This window comes from Chryseobacterium gambrini (genome assembly GCF_027920505.1).
In the GTDB taxonomy this organism is placed as follows: domain Bacteria; phylum Bacteroidota; class Bacteroidia; order Flavobacteriales; family Weeksellaceae; genus Chryseobacterium; species Chryseobacterium gambrini.
Genome location: NZ_CP115857.1, coordinates 1,751,732 through 1,770,969, shown reverse-complemented (window position 1 = coordinate 1,770,969; position 19,238 = coordinate 1,751,732). Strand labels below are relative to the sequence as shown.

Annotated in this window: 7 protein-coding genes, 4 tRNA genes and 6 rRNA genes; all 17 read left to right on the top strand. The window is 41.2% G+C overall.

Annotated elements, in window-relative coordinates; translation table 11 throughout:
* Positions 1-31 precede the first annotated feature (31 nt).
* The 17 genes from PFY09_RS07900 (at position 32) to arsB (ending at position 19,219) form a co-directional block, all read left to right on the top strand.
* The gene (locus tag PFY09_RS07900) at positions 32-1,303 is read left to right on the top strand and encodes an ABC transporter permease (RefSeq protein WP_185209156.1); all 1,272 of its coding nucleotides are present in this window, start codon (positions 32-34) and stop codon (positions 1,301-1,303) included.
* Between the two features lie 28 nt (positions 1,304-1,331).
* Positions 1,332-2,528: an efflux RND transporter periplasmic adaptor subunit gene (locus PFY09_RS07895; RefSeq protein WP_076395962.1), complete on the top strand. Its 1,197-nt coding sequence runs from the start codon at positions 1,332-1,334 to the stop codon at positions 2,526-2,528.
* 787 nt (positions 2,529-3,315) lie between these two features.
* Positions 3,316-4,831: ribosomal RNA gene (locus PFY09_RS07890) — 16S ribosomal RNA — on the top strand.
* A 273-nt stretch (positions 4,832-5,104) separates the two neighbouring features.
* Positions 5,105-5,178 (top strand) — tRNA-Ile (locus PFY09_RS07885).
* 83 nt (positions 5,179-5,261) lie between these two features.
* A tRNA-Ala gene (locus PFY09_RS07880) sits at positions 5,262-5,335 on the top strand.
* Between the two features lie 158 nt (positions 5,336-5,493).
* A 23S ribosomal RNA gene (locus tag PFY09_RS07875) occupies positions 5,494-8,248 on the top strand.
* Between the two features lie 164 nt (positions 8,249-8,412).
* Positions 8,413-8,520, top strand: a 5S ribosomal RNA gene (rrf, locus tag PFY09_RS07870).
* A gap of 1,727 nt (positions 8,521-10,247) precedes the next feature.
* Positions 10,248-11,760 (top strand): 16S ribosomal RNA (locus PFY09_RS07865).
* 292 nt (positions 11,761-12,052) lie between these two features.
* Positions 12,053-12,126 (top strand) — tRNA-Ile (locus tag PFY09_RS07860).
* Between the two features lie 83 nt (positions 12,127-12,209).
* Positions 12,210-12,283: transfer RNA gene (locus PFY09_RS07855), tRNA-Ala, on the top strand.
* A 158-nt stretch (positions 12,284-12,441) separates the two neighbouring features.
* Positions 12,442-15,196: ribosomal RNA gene (locus tag PFY09_RS07850) — 23S ribosomal RNA — on the top strand.
* A 164-nt stretch (positions 15,197-15,360) separates the two neighbouring features.
* Positions 15,361-15,468, top strand: a 5S ribosomal RNA gene (gene rrf, locus PFY09_RS07845).
* The 16S, 23S and 5S rRNA genes sit together here with 4 tRNA genes alongside, the layout of an rRNA operon.
* A 503-nt stretch (positions 15,469-15,971) precedes the next feature.
* Complete coding sequence (locus PFY09_RS07840; protein WP_271162048.1) at positions 15,972-16,538, top strand: hypothetical protein; 567 nt, start codon at positions 15,972-15,974, stop codon at positions 16,536-16,538.
* A 139-nt stretch (positions 16,539-16,677) separates the two neighbouring features.
* Positions 16,678-17,004 carry an ArsR/SmtB family transcription factor gene (locus PFY09_RS07835; protein ID WP_271162047.1) on the top strand — a complete coding sequence of 109 codons (327 nt, stop codon included), beginning with the start codon at positions 16,678-16,680 and terminating at the stop codon, positions 17,002-17,004.
* An 84-nt stretch (positions 17,005-17,088) separates the two neighbouring features.
* Positions 17,089-17,559, top strand: coding sequence for a DUF6428 family protein (locus PFY09_RS07830; RefSeq protein ID WP_271162046.1), 471 nt, complete (start codon positions 17,089-17,091; stop codon positions 17,557-17,559).
* Positions 17,560-17,573: 14 nt separating this feature from the next.
* Entirely contained in the window at positions 17,574-18,188 is a 615-nt protein-coding gene (locus PFY09_RS07825; RefSeq protein ID WP_271162045.1) for an arsenate-mycothiol transferase ArsC, read from the top strand.
* Positions 18,185-19,219, top strand: a complete 1,035-nt coding sequence (arsB, locus tag PFY09_RS07820) for an ACR3 family arsenite efflux transporter (protein WP_271162044.1) — start codon at positions 18,185-18,187, stop codon at positions 19,217-19,219. The genes PFY09_RS07825 and arsB overlap by 4 nt, the downstream gene beginning before the upstream one ends.
* The last annotated feature ends 19 nt before the right edge of the window (positions 19,220-19,238 follow it).

The window sequence follows — 19,238 nt, the reverse complement described above, 5'->3', positions numbered from 1 at the left end:
TGACATTATTAAAAGAAACAGACATTAACAAATGAACATTATATTTAAAAAAGATACTTGGCAGGAAATTTATTATTCCTTGAGAAATAATAAGCTTCGTACCTTCCTTACCATGATTGGAGTAGGTTGGGGTATGTTTTTGTATGTAAGTTTGCTGGGTGCTGCAAAAGGAATGGAAAATGGTTTCGATAAGCTGTTTTCAGGTTTTGCCACCAATTCTATTTTCCTCTGGGCGCAGAATACCTCCATTCCTTATGACGGTTTCCCGAAAGGAAGACAGATGCATCTTAAACTTTCGGATATCGACATTTTAAAAAGAAAAATCACCGACATTGATTATATATCGCCTCAGAACTCAAGAGGAAGCTTTACCGGAACACCCGGAGAATTAATGTCCAGAAACGGAAAAAGCGGAACGTATTCTTTAACGGGAGATTATCCGGTAGGAAATAAAATTTCAGAAAAAAAACTGATCTTCGGAAGATATCTCAACGATGCCGATATTTCCGGAAATAAAAATGTAGCGGTAATAGGAGAAGAGATTTACAAAAACTTTTTCGATTCCAAAAAGAATGAAAATCCTTTGGGGAAATCCATTAATATAAAAGGTATTTTCTTTAATGTGATCGGAGTATTCAGAATCAAGAAAAACGGAGGTTTTGAAAACGATCAGTCGGTTTTTATTCCGCTTTCCACTTACACAAAAATGTACAACGCAGCAGATAACATTGATATGTTCGCGATTGTAAGCAAACCGAATGTAGATGTAAACTCTGTAGAAGAAAAAGTAAAATTAGAGCTGAAAGCCAAAAATAAAGTTTCGCCCGATGATACCAATGCCTTCGGAAGTTTTAATTTAGGTAAAGAATTTAAAAAACTGACGGGTTTCTTATCCGGAATGCAGTTGTTAACCATTATTGTGGGAACTTTAACCATTCTTGCCGGAGTTATTGCAATTTCCAACATTCTTTTAATTACGGTAAAAGAAAGAACCAAGGAAATCGGGATCCGAAGAGCTTTAGGAGCAAAACCTTCAGAAGTAAGAAACCAGATTCTTCTGGAAAGCGTGGTCATTACACTCTCTTCCGGATTGCTCGGCTTTATTTTCGGGATTTTTGTTCTGATGATTCTCGATATTGCCACAAAAGGACAGGATTCCTTCCCGTTCTACAATCCTACAGTTAACTACGGAAACGTATTTGCCGCGATGGCAGTGATGGTGGTTTTAGGATTAATTATCGGAATGATTCCCGCGCAGAGAGCTGTTAAAATCAGACCAATTGAAGCTTTAAGAACTGAATAAAATAATTTAAATAAAAAATAAACTATATATGAAAAAGAAATTCACTTGGAAAAAAGCCATTTATATCATTTTGGGGCTTTTGTTTGCAGTGGCGCTGTTCTCGGGGATCGGGTATCTTGTAAAGTCCAATTCTAAAGAGAGTGAGGCTTTCCTTACCAGAAAACCTTCTGTTCAGAATATGGAAGATAAAGTGATGGCAACAGGAAAAATCGTTCCTAAAGAAGAAATTGAAATCAAACCCAATATTGCCGGAATTATAGATAAAATTTTGGTAGACGAAGGAGATAAAGTGGAAGTGGGGCAGCTAATTGCAACCGTAAGAATCGTTCCGAATCTTTCTGAGGTTAATAATGCACAGCAAAATGTTAATAATCAACAGCTTCAGATCAGCAATGCAAAACTGAATGTGGATAATATGCGCAAACAGTTTGAAATGCAGGAAAGACTTTACAAGCAGGGAGTCGCTTCCAAGCAGGAATTTCTGAATGCACAGCAGCAGTTGTATTCTACACAACAGGCTTTAAGAAACGCACAACAGCAATTAGTGACCGCTCAGAAAGCTTTGCAGATCGCAAAAACAGGATCTACCCCAGAATTACAAGGTTTGGCAACAACCCAGATCCGTTCAAAAGCTTCAGGAACCGTTCTTGAAGTACCCGTGAAAATGGGAAGTCAGGTTATCGAAGCCAACTCATTCAACGCCGGAACAACCATCTGTTCCATTGCAGATCTGAACTCTTTGATCTTTCAGGGAGAAATTGATGAAGCTCAGGCTGGAAAATTAAAACAGGGGATGGATATGAATATCGTGATCGGTGCACTTCAGAACAAAACATTTCCGGGAAGATTAACCATGATTGCACCTAAAGGAAAAGATAACAGCGGTACGATTAAATTTCCTGTTGAAGGAGATGTTTTCAATCCCAATAATGAATACATCAGAGCTGGGTTTTCTGCCAACGGAGAAATTGTTCTGAACTCTCAGAAAAACGCTTTGCTTTTGGATGAATCTTTAGTACAGTACGAAAAGAAAAATGGAAAAGATCTTCCTTTCGTTGAGGTAAAGCAGAAAGACGGTAAATTCAAGAAAGCGTATGTGAAGTTGGGAGCAAGTGACGGAATCAATGTTCAGATATTATCCGGAATTGATAAAAATGCAGACGTAAAAGTTTGGAATCCTTCCGATAAAGACAAAGAAGAACTAAAAGAAAAAGCAAAAAAATAGTAAACTGACACTATAAATTTTTTAAACTGTAAATCCTGGGAAACTTTCTCGGGATTTTTTATTATTACTATTATATATAAAAGGATCGAGTCACTATCATCTATAAATTTTAAGCATAGCTAAACGCAGTCTGATGTAATGTATATATAATACGTATTTTTCTCCATTTTACACTTTATGAGAATGCCTTAGGTTAAAATTTTAAACATTAGTTTAAAAAAGTATAAAATTATTCTCTCATCAGGTCAGCGTGTTATGCCCAAATATGAATGCAAGATGAAATTAAAGTTAACAAAACTTGTTTTGTAATGTTTAAAGTCTCTATCTTTGCGGCACTGAAAAACGAAAGAGGATCAGTAAGCGGAGACGAGCTTTTAGATAAGCGATATACTTTAATAAAATGCCTGGATAATACTTTTTATAAGGTATTAAAAGGATACGGATCGGGGATATTTTTATTTTAAATTAATTTAGAAAAAACTTAAAATAAAACTTGCTCAGAATAAAAAGATTTGTATCTTTGCAGTCCCTAAACGGGGAAGCGCAGGAGTTAGAGATTGAATGGCAGAGAGGAGTTAAGGTTAGTAAAAAAACTTTAAAATTTTCTTCAAAAACATTTGGTCAGAATAAAATAAAGTATTACTTTTGCACTCGCAAATACGAAACGAAAACGACAGAGAATTAGTTTTGTATGACGCGAAAGAATGGAAGATCATTGACATACAATATAACAACCAAGTAAGGAAAAACTAAAGCGTTAAAAACTTTGAGTGAGTCAGACAAACATACAATGGAGAGTTTGATCCTGGCTCAGGATGAACGCTAGCGGGAGGCCTAACACATGCAAGCCGAGCGGTAGAGATTCTTCGGAATCTTGAGAGCGGCGCACGGGTGCGGAACACGTGTGCAACCTGCCTTTATCTGGGGGATAGCCTTTCGAAAGGGAGATTAATACCCCATAATATACTGAGTGGCATCACTTATTATTGAAAACTCCGGTGGATAGAGATGGGCACGCGCAAGATTAGATAGTTGGTGAGGTAACGGCTCACCAAGTCAATGATCTTTAGGGGGCCTGAGAGGGTGATCCCCCACACTGGTACTGAGACACGGACCAGACTCCTACGGGAGGCAGCAGTGAGGAATATTGGACAATGGGTGAGAGCCTGATCCAGCCATCCCGCGTGAAGGACGACGGCCCTATGGGTTGTAAACTTCTTTTGTACAGGGATAAACCTATTTACGTGTAAATAGCTGAAGGTACTGTACGAATAAGCACTACTAACTCCGTGCCAGCAGCCGCGGTAATACGGAGGGTGCAAGCGTTATCCGGATTTATTGGGTTTAAAGGGTCCGTAGGCGGATCCGTAAGTCAGTGGTGAAATCTCATAGCTTAACTATGAAACTGCCATTGATACTGCGGGTCTTGAGTAAGGTAGAAGTAGCTGGAATAAGTAGTGTAGCGGTGAAATGCATAGATATTACTTAGAACACCAATTGCGAAGGCAGGTTACTATGTCTTAACTGACGCTGATGGACGAAAGCGTGGGGAGCGAACAGGATTAGATACCCTGGTAGTCCACGCCGTAAACGATGCTAACTCGTTTTTGGTTTTTCGGAATCAGAGACTAAGCGAAAGTGATAAGTTAGCCACCTGGGGAGTACGAACGCAAGTTTGAAACTCAAAGGAATTGACGGGGGCCCGCACAAGCGGTGGATTATGTGGTTTAATTCGATGATACGCGAGGAACCTTACCAAGACTTAAATGGGAATTGACAGATTTAGAAATAGATCCTCCTTCGGGCAATTTTCAAGGTGCTGCATGGTTGTCGTCAGCTCGTGCCGTGAGGTGTTAGGTTAAGTCCTGCAACGAGCGCAACCCCTGTCACTAGTTGCCATCATTCAGTTGGGGACTCTAGTGAGACTGCCTACGCAAGTAGAGAGGAAGGTGGGGATGACGTCAAATCATCACGGCCCTTACGTCTTGGGCCACACACGTAATACAATGGTAGGTACAGAGGGCAGCTACACAGCGATGTGATGCAAATCTCGAAAGCCGGTCTCAGTTCGGATTGGAGTCTGCAACTCGACTCTATGAAGCTGGAATCGCTAGTAATCGCGCATCAGCCATGGCGCGGTGAATACGTTCCCGGGCCTTGTACACACCGCCCGTCAAGCCATGGAAGTCTGGGGTACCTGAAGTCGGTGACCGTAACAGGAGCTGCCTAGGGTAAAACAGGTAACTAGGGCTAAGTCGTAACAAGGTAGCCGTACCGGAAGGTGCGGCTGGAACATCTCATTTTAGAGCGTTGAAGAACGTTAAACAAAATTAGTGTAGCAATACACAAAGTACTTACTTAAAGTAAAGCTTTAGTTTTTTATTTGGTTGATATATATAAATGATAAGCGATAAAAGATAGATGATGCTACCCATCACTGATCAGACATCGGTTATCAATTATAAATAAAAAAACCCACTAGAAATTAGTATAAGGGATAAGAGATTGAGAAATGAAAGATTGTAATGCGGTATGAATAATATCAATTATTACTGATCAATCATCACTCATAACAAAGTCTCGTAGCTCAGCTGGTTAGAGCGCTACACTGATAATGTAGAGGTCGGCAGTTCGAGCCTGCCCGAGACTACTAATTAAGGCGGCTGGCAAATCGCTTATGGCTTATGGCAAAAAATCCAGAAGCAATTAGCAAGAAGCCAACAGCACCTAGAGGGGGAATTAGCTCAGCTGGCTAGAGCGCCTGCCTTGCACGCAGGAGGTCAAGGGTTCGACTCCCTTATTCTCCACAGTTTTGGAAGTTTGATTTAAAAGTTACGATTGGAGCCAAAAACAACAATTGTTCATCAGACAGAAGAGAAGAAATTAAGATCATTGACATTAACGGTAAAGACATCACAAAGAGAAAACCGAGCACTTATAAGTGCTTGAGTAACCTAAAAATAGGAAAGAAATCGTTAAGGGCGTATGGCGGATGCCTAGGCTTTCAGAGGCGAAGAAGGACGTGGTAAGCTGCGAAAAGCTGCGGGGATTGGCACACACGAATTGATCCGCAGATGTCCGAATGGGGCAACCCGGCATGTTGAAGACATGTCACCCAGCAATGGGAGCAAACCAGGAGAACTGAAACATCTAAGTACCCTGAGGAAAAGAAATCGAAGAGATTCCGTAAGTAGTGGCGAGCGAAAGCGGATTAGCCCAAAAGTCTTTATATGTTTAAAAGAATGTTCTGGAAAGAACAGCCATAGAGGGTGATAGCCCCGTATTTGAAAGGCATACATAGATGATAAATGAGTAGGGCGGGACACGTGAAATCCTGTCTGAATATGGGGGGACCATCCTCCAAGGCTAAATACTCCTGAAAGACCGATAGTGAACAAGTACTGTGAAGGAAAGGTGAAAAGCACTTCGAATAGAAGGGTGAAATAGAACCTGAAACCGTACGCCTACAAGCGGTCGGAGCAGATTAATTCTGTGACGGCGTGCCTTTTGCATAATGAGCCTACGAGTTAATTTTACTAGCGAGGTTAAGGACTTCAGGTCCGGAGCCGGAGCGAAAGCGAGTCTGAATAGGGCGCATAGTTAGTAGGATTAGACGCGAAACCTTGTGATCTACCCATGGGCAGGTTGAAGCTTTGGTAACACAAAGTGGAGGACCGAACCTATTGACGTTGAAAAGTCTTCGGATGACCTGTGGGTAGGGGTGAAAGGCCAATCAAACTGGGAGATAGCTCGTACTCTCCGAAATGCATTTAGGTGCAGCGTCGTATATAAGTTTATTAGAGGTAGAGCTACTGATTGGATGCGGGGGTTTCACCGCCTACCAATTCCTGACAAACTCCGAATGCTAATAAATGTTCTACGGCAGTGAGGGCATGGGTGCTAAGGTCCATGTCCGAGAGGGAAAGAACCCAGACCAACAGCTAAGGTCCCCAAATTTCTGTTAAGTTGAAGCAACGCGGTTGGACTGCATTGACAGCTAGGATGTTGGCTTGGAAGCAGCCATTCATTTAAAGAGTGCGTAACAGCTCACTAGTCGAGCGGTCCGGCATGGATAATAATCGGGCATAAACAGAATACCGAAGCTATGGATTTATAATTAATTATATCTGGTAGGAGAGCATTCTATCGGCGCAGAAGCAGTATCGTGAGGTATTGTGGAGCTTATAGAAAAGAAAATGTAGGCATAAGTAACGATAAAGGGGGCGAGAAACCCCCTCACCGAAAGACTAAGGTTTCCTCAGCCATGCTAATCAGCTGAGGGTTAGTCGGGACCTAACGCGAACCCGAAAGGGGTAGTGGATGGACAATGGGTTAATATTCCCATACTTGCTCACACTAAAAAGGGGACGGTTCGACGTAGCTATTGAAGACGGACGGAAGTGTCAAGGCCTAGCCTTCGGGCGAAGCTGTTATAGTGAAATCGGATCCAAGAAAAGCCGAAGTGAAGCAACCCGTACCAAAACCGACACAGGTGGTCGAGGAGAGAATCCTAAGGTGCTCGAGTGAGTCGTGGCTAAGGAACTAGGCAAAATAGTCTCGTAACTTCGGAAGAAGAGACGCCAACAGCAATGTTGGCCGCAGTGAAGAGGCCCAGGCGACTGTTTATCAAAAACACAGGACTCTGCTAAATCGAAAGATGCTGTATAGGGTCTGACACCTGCCCGGTGCTGGAAGGTTAAGGAAGGGCGTTAGCGTAAGCGAAGCGTTTGACTGAAGCCCCAGTAAACGGCGGCCGTAACTATAACGGTCCTAAGGTAGCGAAATTCCTTGTCGGGTAAGTTCCGACCTGCACGAATGGTGTAACGATCTGGGCACTGTCTCAGCCACGAGCTCGGTGAAATTGTAGTATCGGTGAAGATGCCGATTACCCGCAATGGGACGAAAAGACCCTGTGAACCTTTACTATAACTTCGTATTGACTTTGAGTAAGTAATGTGTAGGATAGGTGGGAGACTTTGAAGCAGGCACGCTAGTGTTTGTGGAGTCAACGTTGAAATACCACCCTTTACTTACTTGGAGCCTAACTTCTTTCAGAAGGACATTGCGTGGTGGGTAGTTTGACTGGGGTGGTCGCCTCCAAAAGAGTAACGGAGGCTTTCAAAGGTACCCTCAGCACGCTTGGTAACCGTGCGTAGAGTGTAATGGCATAAGGGTGCTTGACTGTGAGACCAACAAGTCGATCAGGTGCGAAAGCAGGACATAGTGATCCGGTGGTTCCGTATGGAAGGGCCATCGCTCATAGGATAAAAGGTACTCCGGGGATAACAGGCTAGTCTCCCCCAAGAGCTCACATCGACGGGGAGGTTCGGCACCTCGATGTCGGCTCGTCACATCCTGGGGCTGGAGAAGGTCCCAAGGGTTGGGCTGTTCGCCCATTAAAGTGGCACGCGAGCTGGGTTCAGAACGTCGTGAGACAGTTCGGTCTCTATCTATTGCGGGCGTTAGATGTTTGAGAGGGCTTGATTCTAGTACGAGAGGACCGAATTGAACAAACCTCTGGTGTATCAGTTGTACCGCCAGGTGCACCGCTGAGTAGCTATGTTTGGAAGAGATAAGCACTGAAAGCATATAAGTGCGAAACTCGCCTCAAGATGAGACATCTTTTAAGGGTCGTGGGAGATGACCACGTTGATAGGCTACAGGTGTAAAGTTGGTAACAGCATAGCCGAGTAGTACTAATTACCCGTAGATTTATAGCCTATTCATAAGTAATGAGTAATAGGTAATGAGCAATCATGCTTATCATAACTTAGCTTAAGTATTTATAAGTGCAACACTGGTTTTGCCTTTGTGATGAAATTTACCGATAAAAAGCTAATGGCCAATGGCAATAAGCCAATAGCCAACAGCTATATACAACCTTTAGGGTGGTTTTAGCGGTGGGGCTCACCTGTTCCCATTCCGAACACAGAAGTTAAGCCCACCAGCGCCGATGGTACTGCGAAAGCGGGAGAGTAGGTCGCCGCCAGTTTTTATTTAAAAGTCTCATAGATTAAATTCTATGAGACTTTTTTTTGGCTACAACTCTCCCTCTCTCATCTTAATCTATCCCTTATCAAAGGAAAGAAACAAGGGAAAAGTAAAAAGAACCAGGAGAAAAGGAAATAGAACAATGTAAAAAGTAAGAAGTAAAAAGAACCGGGAGAAAAGTAAAGGAGCCGGAGGATATAATCATTTATCAATTATCTTCATTACCCATTACTCATTACTCATTACTCATTACCCATCAATAGCAGTAAACAAAAAATTATTTTCTGTCATTGCAAAACAATGGAATCTTGGATCGATCTCAAAATATCCTGGTTAAATATTAATCTAGAAGCAAAATTACTTCATACATCAAAAATGTATAGAATACCCAGGCAAACAGAAACTCTCTTTTTAATAAGAGTATCAGTAATTATTTTGCCCCAACAAATCTTAAACATCTTCAAAACCTTTAAGATGTTAATGAATAACAGATCTAATAAATACTCAGTTCTTAATTTTATTCATCCCGTTATTTTTAGAATCTAACAAATTAATTTATTGACTTATCCTTTAATTAATATTAAACTTAATAGCTATAACCATCGAAAAGATGCAAAATATTCATTAAATATAGCCTTATCTTAAGGTACAAAGATTTTATTTACGATAAAATAAGCATCAATCCTTTGATTTTCCTGCACCTTAAAGATTTGAAACTAATAAAATCTTGCGTCCTTTACGTTTTCCAACAAGAATATTTTTATTATAAAAAGTTTAAGCAAACTCATTGTGAACTACGATTAGTAAACGGTTTTCTAACGGAGAGTCTCCGGCAAGCTCAGGGAGACTCTCGAATTGACCGTAATATTTGAATATTGTCAGCTAAGCCTGTCCAAAGCCTTTATTAATAAAGGAATAAGTCAATTAATTTAATTACTCTTAAAATATTCCGGTATTTTAAAAATAAAAACACCTTCAATTATTTTTTTATTTAAATCATTTAACACCCTAAAAGATCAAAACTGAATTAATGAAGATTAAATTTTTTACCGTGAACTCATTTTTTCCTCCTCAATTATTCAATACTATCCCAAAAAATCCCTATCAACCTTTCCTTTAACAACACTTCCACATCAAAAAAACAAACATTAGTTTAAAAAAGTATAAAATTATTCTCTCATCAGGTCAGCGTTTTATGGCCAAATATGAATGCAAGATGAAATTAAAGTTAACAAAACTTGTTTTGTAATGTTTAAAGTTTCTATCTTTGCGGCACTGAAAAACGAAATAGGATCAGTAAGCGGAGACGAGCTTTTAGATAAGCGATATACTTTAATAAAAACGCCTGGATAATACTTTTATAAGGTATTAAAAGGATACGGATCGGGGATATTTTTATTTTAAATTAATTTAGAAAAAACTTAAAATAAAACTTGCTCAGAATAAAAAGATTTGTATCTTTGCAGTCCCTAAACGGGGAATCGCAGGAGTTAGAGATTGAATGGCAGAGAGGGGTTAAGGTTAGTAAAAAAAACTTTAAAATTTTCTTCAAAAACATTTGGTCAGAATAAAATAAAGTATTACTTTTGCACTCGCAAATACGAAACGAAAACGACAGAGAATTAGTTTTGTAGGAAGCGTAAGATTTGAAGATCATTGACATACAATATAACAACCAAGTAAGGAAAAACTAAAGCGTTAAAAACTTTGAGTGAGTCAGACAAACATACAATGGAGAGTTTGATCCTGGCTCAGGATGAACGCTAGCGGGAGGCCTAACACATGCAAGCCGAGCGGTAGAGATTCTTCGGAATCTTGAGAGCGGCGCACGGGTGCGGAACACGTGTGCAACCTGCCTTTATCTGGGGGATAGCCTTTCGAAAGGGAGATTAATACCCCATAATATACTGAGTGGCATCACTTATTATTGAAAACTCCGGTGGATAGAGATGGGCACGCGCAAGATTAGATAGTTGGTGAGGTAACGGCTCACCAAGTCAATGATCTTTAGGGGGCCTGAGAGGGTGATCCCCCACACTGGTACTGAGACACGGACCAGACTCCTACGGGAGGCAGCAGTGAGGAATATTGGACAATGGGTGAGAGCCTGATCCAGCCATCCCGCGTGAAGGACGACGGCCCTATGGGTTGTAAACTTCTTTTGTACAGGGATAAACCTATTTACGTGTAAATAGCTGAAGGTACTGTACGAATAAGCACTACTAACTCCGTGCCAGCAGCCGCGGTAATACGGAGGGTGCAAGCGTTATCCGGATTTATTGGGTTTAAAGGGTCCGTAGGCGGATCCGTAAGTCAGTGGTGAAATCTCATAGCTTAACTATGAAACTGCCATTGATACTGCGGGTCTTGAGTAAGGTAGAAGTAGCTGGAATAAGTAGTGTAGCGGTGAAATGCATAGATATTACTTAGAACACCAATTGCGAAGGCAGGTTACTATGTCTTAACTGACGCTGATGGACGAAAGCGTGGGGAGCGAACAGGATTAGATACCCTGGTAGTCCACGCCGTAAACGATGCTAACTCGTTTTTGGTTTTTCGGAATCAGAGACTAAGCGAAAGTGATAAGTTAGCCACCTGGGGAGTACGAACGCAAGTTTGAAACTCAAAGGAATTGACGGGGGCCCGCACAAGCGGTGGATTATGTGGTTTAATTCGATGATACGCGAGGAACCTTACCAAGACTTAAATGGGAATTGACAGATTTAGAAATAGATCCTCCTTCGGGCAATTTTCAAGGTGCTGCATGGTTGTCGTCAGCTCGTGCCGTGAGGTGTTAGGTTAAGTCCTGCAACGAGCGCAACCCCTGTCACTAGTTGCCATCATTCAGTTGGGGACTCTAGTGAGACTGCCTACGCAAGTAGAGAGGAAGGTGGGGATGACGTCAAATCATCACGGCCCTTACGTCTTGGGCCACACACGTAATACAATGGTAGGTACAGAGGGCAGCTACACAGCGATGTGATGCAAATCTCGAAAGGTCTCAGTTCGGATTGGAGTCTGCAACTCGACTCTATGAAGCTGGAATCGCTAGTAATCGCGCATCAGCCATGGCGCGGTGAATACGTTCCCGGGCCTTGTACACACCGCCCGTCAAGCCATGGAAGTCTGGGGTACCTGAAGTCGGTGACCGTAACAGGAGCTGCCTAGGGTAAAACAGGTAACTAGGGCTAAGTCGTAACAAGGTAGCCGTACCGGAAGGTGCGGCTGGAACATCTCATTTTAGAGCGTTGAAGAACGTTAAACAAAATTAGTGTAGCAATACACAAAGCACTTACTTAAAGTAAAGCTTTAGTTTTTTATTTGGTTGGTTTATAAGTAAAGTAAAAAGTTAAAAGTAAAAAGATCCAAGTGTAAAAGCGAGGGAGATAAAAATTACTCATTACCGATTACTTATTACTTATAAATATATATAAATACAAAACCCACTAGAAATTAGTAAAAGGGAAAGAGATTGAGAAATGAAGAAGGGGAAAGGTATATTACTTATTACTCATCACCCATTACTCATACAAAGTCTCGTAGCTCAGCTGGTTAGAGCGCTACACTGATAATGTAGAGGTCGGCAGTTCGAGCCTGCCCGAGACTACTAATTAAGGCGGCTGGCAAATCGCTTATGGCTTATGGCAAAAAATCCAGAAGCAATTAGCAAGAAGCCAACAGCACCTAGAGGGGGAATTAGCTCAGCTGGCTAGAGCGCCTGCCTTGCACGCAGGAGGTCAAGGGTTCGACTCCCTTATTCTCCACAGTTTTGGAAGTTTGATTTAAAAGTTACGATTGGAGCCAAAAACAACAATTGTTCATCAGACAGAAGAGAAGAAATTAAGATCATTGACATTAACGGTAAAGACATCACAAAGAGAAAACCGAGCACTTATAAGTGCTTGAGTAACCTAAAAATAGGAAAGAAATCGTTAAGGGCGTATGGCGGATGCCTAGGCTTTCAGAGGCGAAGAAGGACGTGGTAAGCTGCGAAAAGCTGCGGGGATTGGCACACACGAATTGATCCGCAGATGTCCGAATGGGGCAACCCGGCATGTTGAAGACATGTCACCCAGCAATGGGAGCAAACCAGGAGAACTGAAACATCTAAGTACCCTGAGGAAAAGAAATCGAAGAGATTCCGTAAGTAGTGGCGAGCGAAAGCGGATTAGCCCAAAAGTCTTTATATGTTTAAAAGAATGTTCTGGAAAGAACAGCCATAGAGGGTGATAGCCCCGTATTTGAAAGGCATACATAGATGATAAATGAGTAGGGCGGGACACGTGAAATCCTGTCTGAATATGGGGGGACCATCCTCCAAGGCTAAATACTCCTGAAAGACCGATAGTGAACAAGTACTGTGAAGGAAAGGTGAAAAGCACTTCGAATAGAAGGGTGAAATAGAACCTGAAACCGTACGCCTACAAGCGGTCGGAGCAGATTAATTCTGTGACGGCGTGCCTTTTGCATAATGAGCCTACGAGTTAATTTTACTAGCGAGGTTAAGGACTTCAGGTCCGGAGCCGGAGCGAAAGCGAGTCTGAATAGGGCGCATAGTTAGTAGGATTAGACGCGAAACCTTGTGATCTACCCATGGGCAGGTTGAAGCTTTGGTAACACAAAGTGGAGGACCGAACCTATTGACGTTGAAAAGTCTTCGGATGACCTGTGGGTAGGGGTGAAAGGCCAATCAAACTGGGAGATAGCTCGTACTCTCCGAAATGCATTTAGGTGCAGCGTCGTATATAAGTTTATTAGAGGTAGAGCTACTGATTGGATGCGGGGGTTTCACCGCCTACCAATTCCTGACAAACTCCGAATGCTAATAAATGTTCTACGGCAGTGAGGGCATGGGTGCTAAGGTCCATGTCCGAGAGGGAAAGAACCCAGACCAACAGCTAAGGTCCCCAAATTTCTGTTAAGTTGAAGCAACGCGGTTGGACTGCATTGACAGCTAGGATGTTGGCTTGGAAGCAGCCATTCATTTAAAGAGTGCGTAACAGCTCACTAGTCGAGCGGTCCGGCATGGATAATAATCGGGCATAAACAGAATACCGAAGCTATGGATTTATAATTAATTATATCTGGTAGGAGAGCATTCTATCGGCGCAGAAGCAGTATCGTGAGGTATTGTGGAGCTTATAGAAAAGAAAATGTAGGCATAAGTAACGATAAAGGGGGCGAGAAACCCCCTCACCGAAAGACTAAGGTTTCCTCAGCCATGCTAATCAGCTGAGGGTTAGTCGGGACCTAACGCGAACCCGAAAGGGGTAGTGGATGGACAATGGGTTAATATTCCCATACTTGCTCACACTAAAAAGGGGACGGTTCGACGTAGCTATTGAAGACGGACGGAAGTGTCAAGGCCTAGCCTTCGGGCGAAGCTGTTATAGTGAAATCGGATCCAAGAAAAGCCGAAGTGAAGCAACCCGTACCAAAACCGACACAGGTGGTCGAGGAGAGAATCCTAAGGTGCTCGAGTGAGTCGTGGCTAAGGAACTAGGCAAAATAGTCTCGTAACTTCGGAAGAAGAGACGCCAACAGCAATGTTGGCCGCAGTGAAGAGGCCCAGGCGACTGTTTATCAAAAACACAGGACTCTGCTAAATCGAAAGATGCTGTATAGGGTCTGACACCTGCCCGGTGCTGGAAGGTTAAGGAAGGGCGTTAGCGTAAGCGAAGCGTTTGACTGAAGCCCCAGTAAACGGCGGCCGTAACTATAACGGTCCTAAGGTAGCGAAATTCCTTGTCGGGTAAGTTCCGACCTGCACGAATGGTGTAACGATCTGGGCACTGTCTCAGCCACGAGCTCGGTGAAATTGTAGTATCGGTGAAGATGCCGATTACCCGCAATGGGACGAAAAGACCCTGTGAACCTTTACTATAACTTCGTATTGACTTTGAGTAAGTAATGTGTAGGATAGGTGGGAGACTTTGAAGCAGGCACGCTAGTGTTTGTGGAGTCAACGTTGAAATACCACCCTTTACTTACTTGGAGCCTAACTTCTTTCAGAAGGACATTGCGTGGTGGGTAGTTTGACTGGGGTGGTCGCCTCCAAAAGAGTAACGGAGGCTTTCAAAGGTACCCTCAGCACGCTTGGTAACCGTGCGTAGAGTGTAATGGCATAAGGGTGCTTGACTGTGAGACCAACAAGTCGATCAGGTGCGAAAGCAGGACATAGTGATCCGGTGGTTCCGTATGGAAGGGCCATCGCTCATAGGATAAAAGGTACTCCGGGGATAACAGGCTAGTCTCCCCCAAGAGCTCACATCGACGGGGAGGTTCGGCACCTCGATGTCGGCTCGTCACATCCTGGGGCTGGAGAAGGTCCCAAGGGTTGGGCTGTTCGCCCATTAAAGTGGCACGCGAGCTGGGTTCAGAACGTCGTGAGACAGTTCGGTCTCTATCTATTGCGGGCGTTAGATGTTTGAGAGGGCTTGATTCTAGTACGAGAGGACCGAATTGAACAAACCTCTGGTGTATCAGTTGTACCGCCAGGTGCACCGCTGAGTAGCTATGTTTGGAAGAGATAAGCACTGAAAGCATATAAGTGCGAAACTCGCCTCAAGATGAGACATCTTTTAAGGGTCGTGGGAGATGACCACGTTGATAGGCTACAGGTGTAAAGTTGGTAACAGCATAGCCGAGTAGTACTAATTACCCGTAGATTTATAGCCTATTCATAAGTAATGAGTAATAGGTAATGAGCAATCATGCTTATCATAACTTAGCTTAAGTATTTATAAGTGCAACACTGGTTTTGCCTTTGTGATGAAATTTACCGATAAAAAGCTAATGGCCAATGGCAATAAGCCAATAGCCAACAGCTATATACAACCTTTAGGGTGGTTTTAGCGGTGGGGCTCACCTGTTCCCATTCCGAACACAGAAGTTAAGCCCACCAGCGCCGATGGTACTGCGAAAGCGGGAGAGTAGGTCGCCGCCAGTTTTTATTTAAAAGTCTCATAGATTAAATTCTATGAGACTTTTTTTTTGGCTACAACTCTCCATCTCTCATCTTAATCTATCCCTTATCAAAGGAAAGAAGCAAGGGAAAAGTAAAAAGAAACAAGGGAAAAGTAAAAAGAACCAGGAGAAAAGGAAATAGAACAAAGTAAAAAGTAAAAAGTAAAAAGTAAGAAGTAAGAAGTAACAAGAGAAAAGTAAAGAAGCCGGAGAATGTAATCATTCATCATTCATCAATCATCAATATTGTTTGCCATTCCTAGCCGCGATAGAAACGGTTACCCCGCAGCGGGAACAGGAAAAGTGAGGGCACTAACCCGGGAAGCAGGGCGCGAGGAGTAAGAGTGGATAGCGGGATAAAGCTCCTGAAAATATGATCTGGGTTTGAGAAAACAAATTGTTATAAAGCGTATATATTTTTATATGGTGTTACTTGTTGATTTGGCTAACTAGCAATATATTTGAATTAGAATTAAACCAGTGTATATGTGCAGATACGCAGGAAAAACATATAAATCTCATTTTGTATGTTTCAGATGTAGAAAATCTTTTAAGCAGACTCATTCTTCTGATATTTTAGAAAGGGTCAGAAAAGATAAATATTTTAATAAAATTAGAGGAGTCAATATTCGAAATGTCTCACGAATTTTTGTAAAAAAAGAGCATGATCAGTTAGAAAAAGTAATTTCAGAAATAGAAAATCGCGAGATAAAATGTCCTGAATGTTCAAGTTTGATGGCAGATTTAGGACTGGATTTTAAAGCACCAAAGAAAAGCGCTGCTAAAGAATGGAAAATTGTTGAAAGTCTTTACAGAATCGGGAAAGTTTTTCATTCTTGTGGTTGTGAAGGGCCAGGTTATATTCCGCAAAATCTGAAAGATTATAAAGAATATTTAATGGATAGGTTGGAAATGTATAAGAATTATCAAAGTGTTTATCAGAATTCATCTGAAAAGGATTTTTCTGATAAGATGGAAAGAGTCATTTATTGGTCTCAAAAAATAATTCGAGTACAAGATGAAATTCTTCGTTATGGATTTGCTGTTCGTTGATTTCATTACAAAGCCTTATGACTTTCAGAATATCAAATAAGTCTCATATAATTAATAATTCTTCTCAGATTTTTAGAATTTTTTTTTAAAATATTGTCAATGAAAATTATTTATCGTAATATTGCGATATAGTTTAAATATGGGAGCTACAAAAACAGATTTTTTTACAGATGAACAAAACAGAATTGCTACCATTGCAAAAGCTTTAGGGCATCCTGCGAGAATCGCTATCATTGAATATTTGCTGAAGGTAAATGAGTGCATCTGCGGAGATATAGTCAATGAGCTTCCTTTGGCACAGCCTACAGTTTCCCAACATCTGAAGGAATTAAAAAATGCCGGACTCATCAAAGGAAATATAGAAGGAAATTCTATCTGTTACTGTATTGATGAGAATGCATTTGAGGTACTGAATTTATTTTTTTCAAAAGTAATTTCTACTGTTAAAAAGCAAAAGTGCTGTTAAATTTTTTTGTCTTCAATTATCGTAATATTGCGATATTGTAATATATGATTAATTATAATTTTTTAAACAATTAAAAAGAAAAATATGACCCTTGAACAGATCAAAAATATCCTTCCAACGTTGGATAATGTTGAATTTCAGTTGGAAAACGGAACTTTTGTACCGGAACATTTTCATGTAACAGAAATAGGGATGGTAAGCAAAAATTTTATCGATTGTGGTGGAACCATCAGAAAAGAAGAAAAAGTTAATTTTCAGCTTTGGAATGCAGAAGATGATGAGCATCGTCTTAAGCCGAGGAAACTTCTTCATATTATTCAGCTTTCGGAAGAGAAACTGGGAATTAGAAATTCAGAGATTGAAGTGGAATATCAGGATACAACGATTGGTAAGTATGACCTTGAATTTAATGGAAAACATTTTATCCTTAAAAATAAAAAGACTGCCTGTCTTGCGCAGGATTCATGTGGAATTCCGCAGGAAAAGGAAAAATTAAGTCTGAAAGAGCTTGGTCATAAAACATCTCAATGCGCTCCGAACTCGGGATGCTGTTAATTTAAAGTAACTGTATGAATCCGAAATTATCTGTTTACCTAGAAAAAGTTCTTCAGCAAAAAATCAGCGAAGAGCGAAAAGTGGTTTTAAAAAGTCTCACTGACTATATTCAGCAAAAAACGGGAGAGAATAAAGAAGTGCGCCTCAATTTTATCTGTACTCACAATTCGCGCAGAAGCCATTTGTCACAGATTTGGGCACAGGTTGCAGCACATTATTATGAAATCCCGAATGTACAATGTTATTCGGGAGGAACGGAAGTTACCGAACTGTTTCCGAAAATTGCAGAAACTTTATCTGATGCAGGTTTTGAGGTCTGGAAATTAAGTGAAACTAAAAATCCTGTATATGCCATAAAATTTGATGAAAATACATTGCCTTTGATTGGTTTTTCCAAAAAATACGATGATCCGTTTAATCCTGAATGTAGTTTTGCCGCTATAATGACCTGTTCTTCTGCCGACGAAGGGTGTCCGTTTATTCCCGGAGCCGAAAAAAGAGTTCCGCTTACTTTCGAAGATCCTAAAGTTTCGGATAACACTCCCCAACAAACTGAGGTTTATGAAAAAAGAAGTTTGGAGATTGCTTCAGAAATGTTTTATGTATTTTCTCAAATAGATTGTAGATGAATCCTAAATTAAAGTTTTTAGACAGATATTTAACGCTCTGGATCTTTCTGGCAATGATTGTCGGCGTTTCTTTGGGTTACTTTTTTCCTGAAATTTCCCGGGTTACACAATCTGTTTCTTCGGGAACTACAAATATTCCTTTGGCTGTCGGATTAGTTCTCATGATGTATCCTCCTTTGGCAAAAGTAGATTACAGTCTCCTTCCACAGGCTTTTAAAGATAAAAAAGTAATCTCAGTTTCTCTGTTTTTAAACTGGATTGTGGGACCTGTTTTAATGTTTGTTCTGGCAGTAATTTTTCTTAAAAACGAACCGGATTACATGATCGGTCTTATCCTGATTGGTTTGGCAAGATGCATCGCCATGGTAATTGTCTGGAACGATCTCGCAAGAGGAAATCGCGAATATGCTGCTCTTTTGGTAGCATTGAACAGTGTTTTTCAGATTTTTTCCTACAGTTTTTTTGCATGGCTTTTCATTAATGTGCTTCCTCAGAGATTAGGTCTTGGAAATTTCAGTATTTCCGTGCCGATGCGAGAGGTCACGGAAAGTGTACTGATCTATCTTGGAATTCCGTTTCTGGCCGGATTTTTATCTCGCTATCTTCTTATAACATTTAAAGGAAAGGACTGGTACAACAGGAAATTTATTCCGGCAATTTCTCCGATTACTTTGTATGCTTTGTTATTTACGATTGTGCTGATGTTCAGTCTTAAAGGGGATCAGATTCTGGAGCTTCCGATGGATGTGGTGAAAGTGGCGGTTCCGCTGATTTTTTACTTTATTATTATGTTTTTTATCAGTTTTCTGATGAATAAAATGATGAAAGTTCCTTATGATAAGAATGTTGCAATTGCTTTTACAGCTACCGGAAATAATTTCGAACTGGCTATCGCAGTAAGTATTGCTGTTTTCGGAATTCATTCTGCACAGGCTTTTGTAGGAGTTATCGGTCCTTTGGTAGAAGTTCCGGTTCTTATTCTTCTGGTGAAGGCAAGTTTATATTTAAAACATAAACAGAGTAATCTGTAGTTGAAAATCAGTTTTAAAA

What these genes read in the sequence shown, in the direction of transcription:
- PFY09_RS07900 (WP_185209156.1), top strand. Translation starts at nt 32, where the DNA reads ATGAACATTATATTTAAAAAAGATACTTGGCAGGAAATTTATTATTCC.
- PFY09_RS07895 (WP_076395962.1), top strand. Translation starts at nt 1,332, where the DNA reads ATGAAAAAGAAATTCACTTGGAAAAAAGCCATTTATATCATTTTGGGG.
- PFY09_RS07840 (WP_271162048.1), top strand. Translation starts at nt 15,972, where the DNA reads ATGTGCAGATACGCAGGAAAAACATATAAATCTCATTTTGTATGTTTC.
- PFY09_RS07835 (WP_271162047.1), top strand. Translation starts at nt 16,678, where the DNA reads ATGGGAGCTACAAAAACAGATTTTTTTACAGATGAACAAAACAGAATT.
- PFY09_RS07830 (WP_271162046.1), top strand. Translation starts at nt 17,089, where the DNA reads ATGACCCTTGAACAGATCAAAAATATCCTTCCAACGTTGGATAATGTT.
- PFY09_RS07825 (WP_271162045.1), top strand. Translation starts at nt 17,574, where the DNA reads ATGAATCCGAAATTATCTGTTTACCTAGAAAAAGTTCTTCAGCAAAAA.
- arsB (WP_271162044.1), top strand. Translation starts at nt 18,185, where the DNA reads ATGAATCCTAAATTAAAGTTTTTAGACAGATATTTAACGCTCTGGATC.